This window comes from Sphingomonas colocasiae, from assembly GCF_019880585.1.
Taxonomy (GTDB): domain Bacteria; phylum Pseudomonadota; class Alphaproteobacteria; order Sphingomonadales; family Sphingomonadaceae; genus Sphingobium_A; species Sphingobium_A colocasiae.
This window is the reverse complement of record NZ_JAINVV010000014.1, coordinates 15151-27814: the sequence shown is the minus strand read 5'-3', so window position 1 is coordinate 27814 and position 12664 is coordinate 15151. Positions and strand designations below refer to the sequence as shown.

Below are 12664 nucleotides of genomic sequence, written 5' to 3'. Positions count from 1 at the left end.
GGCTCAGACCATCCCGCCATTGGCGCGGAGGATCTGGCCGTTGATCCAGCCGCCGTCGGACCCGACAAGGAATGAGACAGCCGCCGCGATATCCTCCGGCGTGCCGAGCCGTTCGAGCGGATTCATCTTCGCCATGCGCGCGATCAGTTCGGGCGATTTGCCGTCGAGGAACAGATCGGTCGCGACCGGGCCGGGCGCCACCGCGTTGACGGTGATCGAGCGGCCGCGCAATTCCCTGGACAGGATACGGGTGAGCGTCTCCACCGCCGCCTTGGTTGCCGCATAGATGCCGTAGTTTTCGAGGTTGAGGCCGACGACGCTCGTCGAGAGATTGACGATACGGCCGCCGTCGCGCAGCCGGCGCGACGCCTGACGCAGCGTGTTGAAGCTGCCTTTGAGATTGATCGCGACGAGGCGGTCGAACAGTGCGTCGTCGCTGTCCGCGATCGACGCCAATTGCATGACGCCGGCATTGTTGACCAGGATATCGACGCCGCCGAACGCGGCCTCGGCGGTATCGAACAGCCGTGACACCGCATCGGCATTTCCGATGTCGGCCTGCGCGGCGAGGGCGCGGCCGCCATCGGCCTCGATCGCGCGAACCAGTGCTTCGGCCTCCGCGATACGGCCCGCGAAATTGACGATGACGATATGGCCGTCACCGGCAAGCCGCCGTGCGATGGCCGCGCCGATTCCGCGTGACGCGCCGGTCACGATCGCGACGCGAGGGGATGATGCTTCGATATCGGCCATTGCGATGCCCTTTCATCTTTCGAGGAGACACACGGAAGATGACACTTCCGATGAGGCGGATAATCAGTCAGTATTCGGCAAGTCTGTTCGGAAAGAGCGAATAATGGATCGGCTGGACGCGATGCGTCTCTTCATCCGGGTCGTCGAGCGGCGCAGTTTCACGCTGGCCGCGCGGGATATCGGTGTGCCGCGATCGACCGCGACCGATGCGGTGAAGGCACTGGAGGCGCGCCTGCGCGTCCGGTTGCTGCAACGCACGACGCGCCATGTCGCCCCGACGCTGGATGGCGAGGCCTATTATCGTCGCTGTATCGGCATCATCGCCGATGTGGAGGATGCGGAAGGCGCCTTTGCAGGCCTGAAACCAGGCGGGTTGCTGCGAGTCGAAGTCCAGGGAACGCTCGCCCGGCATTTCCTGCTGCCCGGATTGCCCGACTTTCTGGAGCGATATCCGGCGATCGAACTCGCGATGAGCGAAGGGGAGCGATGGGTCGACGTCGTCCGCGAGGGCGTCGACTGCGTGCTGCGCTACGGCAATCTTCCGGACAGCGACATGGTCGGCCGCCGGCTGATCATGCTCGACCGATTGACCTGTGCGGCGCCGGCCTATCTGGCGCGACACGGCATGCCGACGGGTATCGATGCGCTGGAAGGGCATCGCATGATCGGCCTGCGCTCATTGAGCACGGGCAATTTGTGGCCGCTGGAATTCATGATCGACGGCGCGATCCGCACGGTCGACATGCCTGCCATCGTCTCGGTCACCGGCACCGAAAGCTATCTGGCGGCGGCGCGGCTCGGCCTGGGGCTGTTCCAGGTTCCGCGCTTTCACGCCGGGGCCGATCTGCCGGAAGGACGGTTGCTGCCCCTGCTTGTCGAAACGCCGCCGCCGTCGGTGCCGGTGTCGATACTCTGGCCGCGCAACCGGCAACTCTCGCCGCGCGTACGCGTCTTTGTGGACTGGGCGGTCGAACAGTTCGCGCGTGCTCAATTATAGGCGATCAGGCGGCCGAGCGCCGCGACAGTCAGCCAGAGCAGGATCGATGCCAGCGCCATCACCCGTTCGAAGACACCTGCCTCACCCGACCGGCCGCGCCTGATCCAGCGAAAACCGAACGCGTTCAGCAGTGCGATGACGATCAGCACCAGTTTTCGGGCGAAGACGTCGGAGCGGGAGAGGGCGATCGCGTCGGCCGCGAACAGGATCGGCCCACTGAGCGCGAGCAGGGCAAGGCCGCAGATCGCAAGCGGCGTGAAGGCACGCATGACGGCGTCGATCGGCAGCGCGCGGAATGCGCCGATGATCCTGAGATCCACCACGCCGATCCCGCCGAGCAGCAGGACAAGGCCGAGCAGATGCACGAGATTGGCGGCCGGATAGGCCCAGGCCGATCCGCGTGCGAACGCGCCAAGCTGCGATGCCTCCACCGCGGCGGCGAACGGCTCGATCAGCGGAGTTCCACCGTCTTGCCGTCGACGATCACGCGCTCGATCCGCATTTCGGCGGTCCCGTCCTTGCGTGCATAGCCGACCAGCGTGACGGTCTTTCGAGGAGCGAGCATCTCGCGTGTCAGGCCGCGCGTCTCCATGCGCGAGACGGGCGCGAGAACGACATCCCAGGTTCTTTTCTGCCACACGACCTTCGCCGCGCCATGGGGGTTGCCCCAGGTGACGGCGCTGATCGGCGCCTTGATCGTCAGAACCTTGGTATCGTCATAGGAACTCCAGCCATGATGCGCGAGCGCGGCGGCTGGAACGGCCGCGAACAGTGCGGCGACGGTCAGTCTGATGAGCATAAGGCCTCCATCGGCGAAACCCCGCTATAGGCAGGATATCGCCGATGGGGCTGGAAAGCGAGAGTGGCTATCTCAGCGCGGGCGGTCCGGACGATCCGGGCGGCCGGGATAGGTGGGGCTGCCATTGCTGTAGCGGATGCCGTTGCGGACCTGGCGGATCGCCTGATCGACCGAACGGATCGCCTGGGCGCGATGGCCGCCCTTGTTCGAATCGGCGCGCTGCAGCGATGCGCGGGCCTGTTCCAGAGCGGAGAGCGCATCGCACATGTTGCGATTGCCGACGCATGATTGCGCGGCGGCCGGCGTGGCGGCGAGCGATGCCATCATCAGTCCGCCGAGCAGGGAAAGCGAGACGATTCGGGTCATGGGGAATATCCTTTGCTTACGAGTCACCCGTACATTGGGCAGCGCGACTATTGCCCCTGCAAGATTACGCTTTCAATGCGACCGCGAAACAAAAAACTGGATCGGGCAAAGGATGTTCAGGCTGCGAAACGGACCTCGACGGGTTCGATCCCCTCGATCGTACCGCATACGTCCTCGCCGGGGCGGATCGGTCCGACGCCCGATGGCGTGCCGGTGAAGATGAGATCGCCCGCCGCGAGTGCCACATAGGTGGACAGTTCGGCGATGATTTCCGCCACGCTCCAGATCATGTGCGACAGATCGCCCGACTGGCGGATCTCGCCGTCGATCGTCAGTGCGATGCGGCCCTTTTCGGGCGGCGCGCCGAGAGTGAGCGCGCCGATCGGCGCGGATTGATCGAAGCCCTTGGCCATGTCCCATGGCCGGCCGGTCTTCTTCGCCTCGGCTTGCAGATCGCGGCGGGTGAGATCGATGCCGACCGCATGGCCGAAGATCAGGCCATCGGCATCCGATGGCGCGATTGTCGATCCGCCGGCACCGAGCGCCACGACCAGTTCCACTTCATGATGGAGATCGGCGGTTCGGCCCGGAAAGGGCAGCGTCAAGGCGCTCGGCACGACCGCATCGGCCGGCTTGGTGAAGAAGAAGGGGCTCTGGCGATTGGGGTCCGATCCCATCTCGCGTGCATGATCGGCATAATTCTGCCCGACGCAGAAGATCCGGCGCACGGGAAAACGATCCGTGCTTCCGGCGATCGCGATCGTCGGGATTTCGAGTGTCGGCAGAATCATGGTCGGGCTTCCTTCACTCAGAGCGACTTGTCGTAAACGACATATTCCTTGTTGATCTTGCTCTCGATCGCGTCGGCGATGGCGCGCATGCCCTGATTATCGTCAAGGATCCAGCCGATCTCGCCCCGGGTGGAGCCGTAGCGAACCGTTGCGTCGCGACGGATGAACTCGATCATCATGAAAGCGAGCTGGCTTGCAAGCCGGCTCGACTGGAGGCGCTTCACCACGCCCATCAGCGGCACGCGCATCGTGCGTACCTTGGGCTTGCGCAGCCATAGCAGCAGCTTGGCCCAGCCGAACGGCAGCAACGATCCGCCAAGCGGCTTCAGTGCTTCGTTGAGATCGGGCAGAACCAGCATGAAGGCGACCGGCTCGCCATCGACTTCGGCGATGCGGATCAGATCCTCGAACACGATCGGCTTCAGCTTCTTGCCGACATAGGCGATTTCGGCGTCGGTCAGCGGGACGAAGCCCCAATTGTCCGCCCAGGCATCGTTGAGGATGCCCAGGATCAGCGCAGCCTCTGTTTCGAAGCGGCTCTTGTCGACATTGCGGATGCGGATGCGCGGGTTGCGCTCGCCCGAGGCGACGATGCGCTGGACGATCGGCGGAAACGGTTCGGAGATGCCGAGATCATAGGTGTAGAGCGACTTTGCTGGGGCATAGCCTGCCGCTTCGACCCAGGCGCGATAGGCGGGGCTGTTATGGCCCATCATCACCGTCGGCGGATGATCGAAACCGCTGATCAGCAAGCCGGGCTCATCCCAGATCGAAAGGCTGAGCGGTCCGAGCGAGCGGTGCATGCCCTTGTCGCGAAGCCATTGTTCGGCGCGTGCGATCAGCGCCTGGAAAACGGCTTCGTCTTCCGCTTCCATCATGCCCCAATTGCCGGTGCCTGGCCCCATGCCCTGCTCCAAGGGCTGTGTAAGCGCCAGGTGATCGAGATGCGCGGAGATCCGTCCGACGACACGGCCGGCACGTTCGGCAAGGAAGAGCTGCGCCTCGCCATGGCCGAACCACGGATTCTTGGCCGGGGTGATCAGGCCATGAACCTCATCCTTGAGGGGAGGAACCCAGTTCGGATCATTCGCATAGAGACGAAAGGGAAGGTCGACGAACGCCTTGCGGTCGGCCTTGGTCTCGACGGGACGGATGGTGATGCTATCGGTCATGCGCGCCTCATGCCGCAAGTGCCGCGCCGGCGAAAGCCGGCGCTCGAAATGAAGATGCCGGCTTCCGCCGGCATCCCTGGGTTTGGTTCAGTCCTTGTTGCGCCGGCGTGGATGGCCGGTTGCGACGCCGCCGGAAAGATCCGCGACATAGGGATATTTTTCGGCGACTTCGGCCGTATAGCCGAGGTTGAACACGGTCGGGCTCTTCTTGCGGTCGCCGATCCGTTCGTAGAGCGTGCCGAACAGCCGGTCCCACCAATAGTTGGTGATACCGAAATTGCCGGTTTCGTCGTGGAAATGATGCGCCATGTGCCGCTGCTTGATCATCGCGATCCACGCGTAGCGCGGCTTGTACGAAAGATGCTGGATGCAGTGGAAGAACTCGTTGACGCAGGTGGTGATCATGCCCGTGCCGAACGCGATCGCCGCGGCACCGGTGCCGCCGATCATGTAGCCGAGCGGGATCGTCGCGATCGCGACCGTCGGCACCACGTTGAGCGGCGATCCGAACAGGACCTCCAGATTGTTGGGATCCTGATGATGGTCGTAATGAATGCGCTTCCAGGTCGGCGCGAGCCATTTGTGCTTCCACATCCACTGGCTGTGCAGCACCCAGCGATGCAGCACGTACCAGGCGAGCGGGAAGACGAGCACGGCCAGCGCGATCGACGCGAGCGTCTGGATCAGCGGCGCGGGGCGCCACAGCCATACGCCACCGGCAGCCGCGGCCAGGCCGAGGTACAGGATGATCGCCGGATACTGGAAATAGGCGTGGATCAACTCGCGCAACGTCATGCGGTCGAGATGATGGGTCTTCTGCCAGAACCCCGTTTTGACGGTGTCTGAGATCTTCACGGCGTTGGTCCTCGATTCATCGTGCCGGGCCCCAGGCCTTTGTCGTCGCATCGTTTGCTGGAAAACTCCACACGATGCTTTTGGCAAACGCACATGCCCGCATATCAGATGCAAGGCTCTGCCCAGTCAATGCGGCATAATTGCGGCGCAGAAAGGGAAGCCGCGTGAAGCCTATTCCTCGGTGCGGATCAGCACGGTCTCGCCGATCAGCAGGAACAGCAGGAACGGGCCCCAGGCCGCGAGGAAGGGCGGATACGCGCCGAGATTGCCCATGGCGAGCCCGAAATTGTCCGCGACGAAATAGGCGAAGCCCAGTGCCATCCCGATCACCGCGCGCAGGAACAGCCGCCCCGATCGCGCCAGTCCGAACGCCGCCACCGCGCCGAGCAACGGCATCAGGATCGACGACATCGGCCCCGCGATCTTGTGCCAGAGATTGGCCTTCAGCGATTTGGTGGGCCGGCCGGCGACGTCCAGATCCTCGATCGCGCTGTTGAGCGCGACGAAGGAGAGACCGTCCGGATCGACGCTCGACAGGGTGAACTGATCGGGCCGGATGTCCTTGCCGATCGTCACCGTGCCCGCCGGCCGGTTGACCCCGGTCGGCACGTCGAAACGGGTGGCGTTGTCGAGCCGCCAGGCGGTGCCGGTGTAGACCGCCGTCGGCGCCTTCACGATCTCGCGCAGCGCATCGTTCTCGCGATCGTAAACGGTGACGTCGCTCAGTCGCGTCGCGGCGCCGCGACCGCGAACCTGGCCGGCATGGATCAGGTTGTTGCCGTCGCGCACCCAGATATTGGCCTGAAGCGCCCGGTCGGGGGGAAGGGGGGCGTAATCGACGGCCTGCCAGCGATCGAGCGTGGACGTCGCGCGGGTGACGATGCGATCGTTGAAGACGAATGTGATCGCCGCGACGATGATGCTCGTCAGGATCAGCGGCGCGAGCACCTGATGCGCCGAGAGCCCCGACGACTTCATCGCGATCACTTCGCTGTTCTGGTTGAGCGTGGCGAGCGTGATCAGCGTGCCGAGCAGCACGGAGAAGGGCAGGAAGCGCTGGATGATCTGCGGCACGCGCAGCGAGACATAGGTCCAGAGCTCCGCATTGCCGTTGCCCGGCTGCGCCAGGATCTTGCCCGATTCGCCGAGCAGATCGAGCGCCTGGAGCACCAGCACCAGCGCCGCGAGCACCGCGAAGCTGCGGACCAGGAACATCCGGCCCATATAGATGGACATGGTGCGCGACGGGAAAAACTGGGTCTGCATCGATCAGCTCTCCGCCTGCCTGCGATTGCGGAACAGGCGTTTGAACACCGCGCCGAGCTTGGCGACGCCGCGTTCGAGCGCGCCGATCGGCTGGCCGCCCGGCACATGCGCGATAACATGGTACATCCAGCCGATCAGCGCCGCGAACAGCAGGAACGGCACCCAGAGCGCGATCAGCGGGTCGATGCGGCCCAGCGCGCCCATGCCTTCGGCATATTCGTTCACCTTGTGATAGGTCACCACCATCACGATCGACAGGAACACGCCGAGCGCCGATGATGATCGCTTGGGCGGGATCGCCAGCGCGACCGCGAGCAGGGGCAGCAGCAGCATCATCGCCACTTCGACCAGGCGGAAGTGGAAATTGGCGCGCGTTTCGTTGCGCAGCGTCTCCGATGTTCGCGAATCGCGGCCGACCTGGACGAGTTCGGGAATGGTGAGTTCGCGATCGGCGCCGCCGCGCCCGCGGAAGGATTCGATCTTGGGCAGGTCGATCGGCAGGTCGTGCGCGCTGAAACTCAATACGCGGGGCGTGCGGAAACTCGGCGCGTCGTGGACGAGCACGCCCTGGGTCAGGCGCAGGATGATCGTGTCGGGATCGTCGGTGGCCATGAACTGGCCGGCCTTGGCGGTGGCGGTCACCGACTGGCCGTTGCGGCTTTCGGCGCGCACGAAGATGCCGGAGAGATTGCGGCCCTCATTGCGGCTCTGCTCGATTCGCAGCGTCAGCCGTCCGCCCAATTTGGTGAACTCGCCCACCTTGATCGAGGCGCCGAGCGCGCCTGATCGCAACTCGAAGCGCAGCCCTTCATAAGCATAGCGCGCATAGGGCTGGATATAGCCGACGATCGCGAGGTTCACGAGCGCGAGCGCGATCGCATACATGTAAGGCACCCGCAGCAGCCGGCCATAGCTCATGCCCACCGCGCGGAAGACGTCGAGCTCCGAACTGGTGGCGATCTTGCGGAAGGCGAGCAGGATGCCGAGCATCAGCCCGATCGGGATGCCGAGCGAAAGATATTCGGGAATCAGATTCGCGAGCATCTGCCAGACGACGCTCACCGGGCCGCCTTCGGATGCGACGAAATCGAACAGCCGCAACATCTTGTCGAGGACCAGCAGCATCGCGGCGATCACCAGCGTCCCGAACAGGGGCAGCGCGATCAGCCGGGCCAGATAACGATCGGTCGAGGTGAGCATTTTCAGATTTCAGACGCCTCGTGACCATGATTTGGCCGCAAACGCAGCCGATCTTGTGATCGTAACAGGGGCTAGACCGGACCAGCCACGCCCATGCGGGGTGGGTATAGCTTCCAGGAGTAACAAGGTCATGTTCAAAGTTTCCGCTGTCATCGCCCTGGCCCTCGGCACGGCCGCGTTGCCGTTCGCCGCGCCGGCGGCAGCCGCGCCGATCGGTCCGTTCGCGGCCGCTTGCGCCGGTGGCGGCCCCGCGGTGATCGCGCGGGTGAGCGGTTTGAAAACGCGTACCGGCACGGTGCGCGTTCAGCTCTATGCCAACAATCCCGCCACATTCCTTGAGAAAAAGGCCTATTTGCAGCGTGTCGACGTACCGGCGCGCGCGAACGTGATGGATATCTGCGTGCCGGTGCCCAAGGAAGGGCGCTACGCGATTTCGGTACGTCATGACGTCAATGGCGACGGCAAGTCCGATCGCGGCGACGGCGGCGGCTTCTCCGGCAATCCGGATGTATCGCTGATGGACCTGCTGTCCAAGCGCAAGCCGAATCTGTCGCGCGTGGCATTCAGCGTCGGCGGCGGCGCTCAGGTGGTTCCCGTCACCCTGCGTTACGTGCAGGGCCTCTCCTTCCGGCCCATCGCATAGGGAGCATCATGGCCTGCGTCGCGCTTCTTTCCAATCCGCGCTCAACGGGCAATCGCTCGTTGCTGCCGCGCGTGCGGAGCTATTGCGCGGGCCGGCCGGACATCTTCCATTACGAGGTCGAGCATGTCAGCCAGATCGGCGACGCGTTGCGCTCGATCGCGCGGGTGAAGCCCAAGATCCTCGTCATCAATGGCGGTGACGGCACCGTCCAGGCGGCGCTGACCGAACTCTATCATGGCGGGCATTTCGGCGATTCGCCGCCGCCCGTGGCGGTGCTGCCCAACGGCAAGACCAATCTGATCGCGCTCGATCTCGGCGCGGTGGGCGATCCGCTGGATGCGCTCGAGCGGATCGTGGCGCTGTCCAGGTCCGATCTGTCGGATCATATCGTCGCGCGCGAGCTGATCGCGCTTTCGGATGGTCATGCCGGCAGCCGCCCGACGCTGGGCATGTTCCTGGGCGGTGCGGGTCTCGCCGATTCGATCCTTTATTGTCGCACCAAGATCTATCCGCTGGGCCTGCCCAACGGCGTCAGCCATGTGTTGACGGTGATCGCGGTGCTGGCATCGATGCTGTTCGGTATCCGCACGCGTTTCCTGCCGCCGCGGCCCGATCCGGTGCGCGTCTCGCTGGTCCGCGACGGCCAGTTTCAGGGGCGGTTCTCGCTGCTGATCGTGACGACGCTGGAAAAGATGCTGCTCGCCAGCCGCACCGACGGTACGGGCGGCCAGCCGGGCCGGATGAAGTTCATGGCTGTGGATGTGGGCTTCACCGCACTCATGCGCGCGCTGTTCGCCGCGATCTCGGGCCGGCTCGGCCGCCAGGAGATGAGCGGCGTGCATTTCGAGCGCGGCGACGTGGTCCGGATCGAGGGCGTGGGATCGAGCGTGATCCTGGATGGTGAAACCTTCCGCGCCGAGGCCGATCATCCGATCGTGCTCACCTCCACCCCGCCGGTGCCCTTCCTTCGCCTCGCGGCGTGACCGACCTGCTTTCGCTGATCGGGGCCGAGCTTGCCGAGCCGGTCGATCCGCGCGTGGCGGCGATGGCGGCGGCGATCGCCGCCCGCTATCCGGTGGCCGCGCGCGGCGTGCTCTTTTACGGTTCGTGCCTGCGGACAACCGAGCTCGACGGGCTGATGCTCGATTTCTACCTGATCGTCTCGGACTATCCCTCGGCTTATCCCAAAAGCTGGCTCGCGACCGCAAATCGCCTGGTGCCGCCGAATGTCTTTCCCTTCGAACATGACGGGCTGGCCGCGAAATATGCCGTGCTCAGCGAAGCCGATCTCCACGACCTGTGCGGTCCCGACGCCAGCGCCGTTTCGGTCTGGGCGCGCTTCGCTCAACCTTCCCGGCTCGTCTGGGCTTCCGACGATCAGGCGCGGTCGCGTATCGTTTCGGCGGTGGAGCGCGCACCGCGCACGCTGCTGATGTTGACGCCGGAGGGCGACGGTGCGGATCCGCTCGATCGTTGGCGGCGTGGCTTCACGCTCACCTATGGCGCGGAACTCCGTGCCGAACGCGGCGGGCGGCCGGGGACGATCGTCGATTTCGATCCGGAACGGTATCGCCGTTTCGGCGCCGCGATCGCGGTGAAGCCGATGGACGGGCTCGATGCCCGGTGGCGGCGACTGCGCCGCAACGGCAAGCTGTTGACGCTTGTCAGGCTCGCCAAGGCCAGCCTGACCTTCGCGGGCGGGATCGACTATCTTGCCTGGAAGGTGAATCGCCATGCCGGCACCCGGATCGTCATCCGGCCCTGGCAGCGGCGTTTTCCGATCCTGGGCGCGCTTACTCTGCTGCCTCGGCTTCTGGCGCGGGGCGCGATCCGCTGAGCGCCGCCTCGACCGCCGCCTTCAGCGCGCCGATCGTATAGGGTTTGCGCAATACCGCGTGACCGCGAAAGGCCGCCGCGTCCTCGACATCGGCATAGCCGGTCACGAAGAGCACCGCGATCTCGGGATAAAGCGGCGCGATCTCCGCGATCAGTTCCGGTCCGGTCATGCCCGGCATGACCACGTCGGTGACGATGATGTCGATCCGCGGATCGGAGGCCAGCCGCAATATCGCTTCCTCGCCGCCCGTGGCGCGCAGCGTTTCGAAGCCCAGTTCCTCCAATGCGCCCGCCGTCGCGATCAGCACGCGGGGGTCGTCCTCCACGATCAGTGCGACATGATCGTTGGCGAGCGGCTGGCTGTCGGCGACCGTCGGCGTTTCCTCGGTCTCGGGCAGGTCGGTTCCGTAGACGTGGTGGCGGGGCAGATAGAGCGAAACCGTGGTGCCCGCGCCCGGCGTCGACGCGATCGCGACCTCGCCGCCCGATTGGCGGACAAAGCCGAAGATCTGGCTCAACCCCAGCCCGGTGCCCTTGCCGACGGGCTTGGTGGTGAAGAAGGGTTCGAAGACGCGGTCGAGAATCTCGGGCGTCATGCCCGCGCCGGTATCGGAGACGTCGATCCGCACATAGTCGCCCGGCGGCGATTCACCGACCTCGTCGGCCGCCAGCACGGCGTTGGAGGTACGGATCGTCAGTCGGCCGCCATGTTCCATCGCGTCGCGGGCATTGACCGCCAGGTTGAGGATCGCATTCTCGAGCTGATGGCGATCCACCCAGATCGGCCAGAGACCGGGAACGGTTTCGAACGCGAGCTGGATACGCTCGCCGAGCGTGCGATCCATCAGGTCGGTCATGCCGGTGACCAGCGTATCCGGCGAAACCGCCTGGGGCAGGAGCGGTTCGGCGCGCGCGAAGGCGAGCAGGCGGCGGGTGAGCGCGGCGGCGCGATTGGCGCCTTCCATCGCATTGTCGATATGGCGCTCGGCATCGGCGGCATGGTTGTGGAGCTTGCGCTTTGCGAGTTCGAGGCCGCCCACGACCACGGCGAGCATGTTGTTGAAGTCATGGGCGATGCCGCCGGTCAACTGGCCGACCGCCTCCATTTTCTGGATCTGCCGAAGCTGGGCTTCGGCCTGGGCGCGTTCGGCGGCTTCGGTCAGCAGATGCTGGTTGGCGAGGCGAAGTTCGGCGGTGCGCTCCGCGACGGCGGCTTCGAGCACTTCGGCGCGCAGCGATTCGGCGTCGGCGCGCCGGCGTGCGCGGCGACGCTGGCCGATCACCTCGATCGTGATCCAGCCAAGCGCGATCAGCGCGGCGACGAGCAACAGGCCGAGCACCGCAAGCGTCGCCGCCAGCCGGTTCGCCTGTTGCAGGAAGCCCTGGGCATCGCCGGCGCGTGTCGCCAGCAACGCTTCCTCGTTCCGGACGATTTCGCGGAAGATCGCCTTGGTCCGGGCGATGCTGTCGGTCTTGCCCGCCGCGAAATAGGCGGACAGCGCCTGGACCTTCTGATCGTAATTGAGGTGGAGCGCCGCGGCTTCCAGCTCCTCGCTGCGCGTGCGGTAGAGCGATCGCAGCGCTTTGACGAGCGCGGCCTGGTCCGGATTGTCGCGCGCGAGCCGCGCCAGTCGTTCGATCATGACGCCGGTGCGGCGCCATTCGTCGTAAAACTGGCGTGCGATCCGCTTGTCGCTGGCGATGACGGCCCGGCCGAGCACCGCCTCGGCATTCGTCATCTGGCCCTCGATGCCGCGCACCGCGATCATGACTTCGAAACTGTGTTCCTGCTGCGCGAGTGCGGTGTCGCGCTGCGTGCTCGATATGCCGAGCATGACGACAAGGCCGGCAAGGCTCGCGACGACGATCGCCGCCGCGATCCAGCCCAGCCATCGCTGCCAGCCGGAGCGCGGTGCGTCCTCGTTGCCGGGCTCGAAGTCTTCCGCCGCCGCCATCTCATTCAGTCTAGCAAAACTGCCGGAATCG

Annotated in this window: 14 protein-coding genes; 4 read left to right on the top strand and 10 right to left on the bottom strand. The window is 65.1% G+C overall.

Annotated elements, in window-relative coordinates:
- Positions 1–3: 3 nt before the first annotated feature.
- Complete coding sequence (locus K7G82_RS26835; RefSeq protein ID WP_246623916.1) at positions 4–753, bottom strand: SDR family oxidoreductase; 750 nt, start codon at positions 751–753, stop codon at positions 4–6.
- A 103-nt stretch (positions 754–856) separates the two neighbouring features.
- On the opposite strand from K7G82_RS26835, the gene K7G82_RS26830 reads away from it, so the two are divergent.
- Positions 857–1750 carry a LysR family transcriptional regulator gene (locus K7G82_RS26830; RefSeq protein ID WP_222993138.1) on the top strand — a complete coding sequence of 298 codons (894 nt, stop codon included), beginning with the start codon at positions 857–859 and terminating at the stop codon, positions 1748–1750.
- Here the strand turns inward: K7G82_RS26830 and K7G82_RS26825 are convergent.
- From K7G82_RS26825 to lptF, 8 genes are all read right to left on the bottom strand, one after another.
- Positions 1741–2181: a DUF6644 family protein gene (locus K7G82_RS26825; RefSeq protein ID WP_222993136.1), complete on the bottom strand. Its 441-nt coding sequence runs from the start codon at positions 2179–2181 to the stop codon at positions 1741–1743. The two genes, K7G82_RS26830 and K7G82_RS26825, sit on opposite strands and share 10 nt — an antisense overlap.
- A gap of 20 nt (positions 2182–2201) precedes the next feature.
- Positions 2202–2549 carry a DUF6152 family protein gene (locus K7G82_RS26820; RefSeq protein ID WP_222993134.1) on the bottom strand — a complete coding sequence of 116 codons (348 nt, stop codon included), beginning with the start codon at positions 2547–2549 and terminating at the stop codon, positions 2202–2204.
- A gap of 72 nt (positions 2550–2621) precedes the next feature.
- A complete protein-coding gene (locus K7G82_RS26815; RefSeq protein ID WP_222993132.1) occupies positions 2622–2915 on the bottom strand; it encodes a hypothetical protein in 294 nt (97 codons plus the stop codon).
- Between the two features lie 116 nt (positions 2916–3031).
- Positions 3032–3706 carry a fumarylacetoacetate hydrolase family protein gene (locus K7G82_RS26810; RefSeq protein WP_222993130.1) on the bottom strand — a complete coding sequence of 225 codons (675 nt, stop codon included), beginning with the start codon at positions 3704–3706 and terminating at the stop codon, positions 3032–3034.
- A 17-nt stretch (positions 3707–3723) separates the two neighbouring features.
- The gene (locus tag K7G82_RS26805; RefSeq protein ID WP_222993128.1) at positions 3724–4878 is read right to left on the bottom strand and encodes an N-acetyltransferase; all 1155 of its coding nucleotides are present in this window, start codon (positions 4876–4878) and stop codon (positions 3724–3726) included.
- Positions 4879–4965: 87 nt separating this feature from the next.
- Positions 4966–5673, bottom strand: coding sequence for a sterol desaturase family protein (locus K7G82_RS26800; protein WP_246623930.1), 708 nt, complete (start codon positions 5671–5673; stop codon positions 4966–4968).
- Between the two features lie 231 nt (positions 5674–5904).
- Positions 5905–6999 carry an LPS export ABC transporter permease LptG gene (gene lptG / locus K7G82_RS26795; protein ID WP_222993124.1) on the bottom strand — a complete coding sequence of 365 codons (1095 nt, stop codon included), beginning with the start codon at positions 6997–6999 and terminating at the stop codon, positions 5905–5907.
- Between the two features lie 3 nt (positions 7000–7002).
- Complete coding sequence (lptF, locus tag K7G82_RS26790) at positions 7003–8199, bottom strand: LPS export ABC transporter permease LptF (RefSeq protein WP_222993122.1); 1197 nt, start codon at positions 8197–8199, stop codon at positions 7003–7005.
- Between the two features lie 130 nt (positions 8200–8329).
- Here lptF and K7G82_RS26785 point away from each other — a divergent pair, with 130 nt between their 5' ends.
- The 3 genes from K7G82_RS26785 to K7G82_RS26775 are packed head-to-tail and all read left to right on the top strand — an operon-like array spanning position 8330 to position 10679.
- A complete protein-coding gene (locus K7G82_RS26785; protein WP_222993120.1) occupies positions 8330–8842 on the top strand; it encodes a DUF2141 domain-containing protein in 513 nt (170 codons plus the stop codon).
- An 8-nt stretch (positions 8843–8850) separates the two neighbouring features.
- Positions 8851–9825: a diacylglycerol/lipid kinase family protein gene (locus K7G82_RS26780; RefSeq protein ID WP_222993118.1), complete on the top strand. Its 975-nt coding sequence runs from the start codon at positions 8851–8853 to the stop codon at positions 9823–9825.
- Complete coding sequence (locus K7G82_RS26775) at positions 9822–10679, top strand: hypothetical protein (RefSeq protein WP_222993117.1); 858 nt, start codon at positions 9822–9824, stop codon at positions 10677–10679. Before K7G82_RS26780 ends, K7G82_RS26775 begins: the two co-directional genes overlap by 4 nt.
- On the opposite strand, the gene K7G82_RS26770 is transcribed toward K7G82_RS26775, so the two are convergent.
- The gene (locus tag K7G82_RS26770; protein ID WP_222993115.1) at positions 10636–12633 is read right to left on the bottom strand and encodes an ATP-binding protein; all 1998 of its coding nucleotides are present in this window, start codon (positions 12631–12633) and stop codon (positions 10636–10638) included. The genes K7G82_RS26775 and K7G82_RS26770 overlap by 44 nt on opposite strands.
- Positions 12634–12664: the final 31 nt, after the last annotated feature.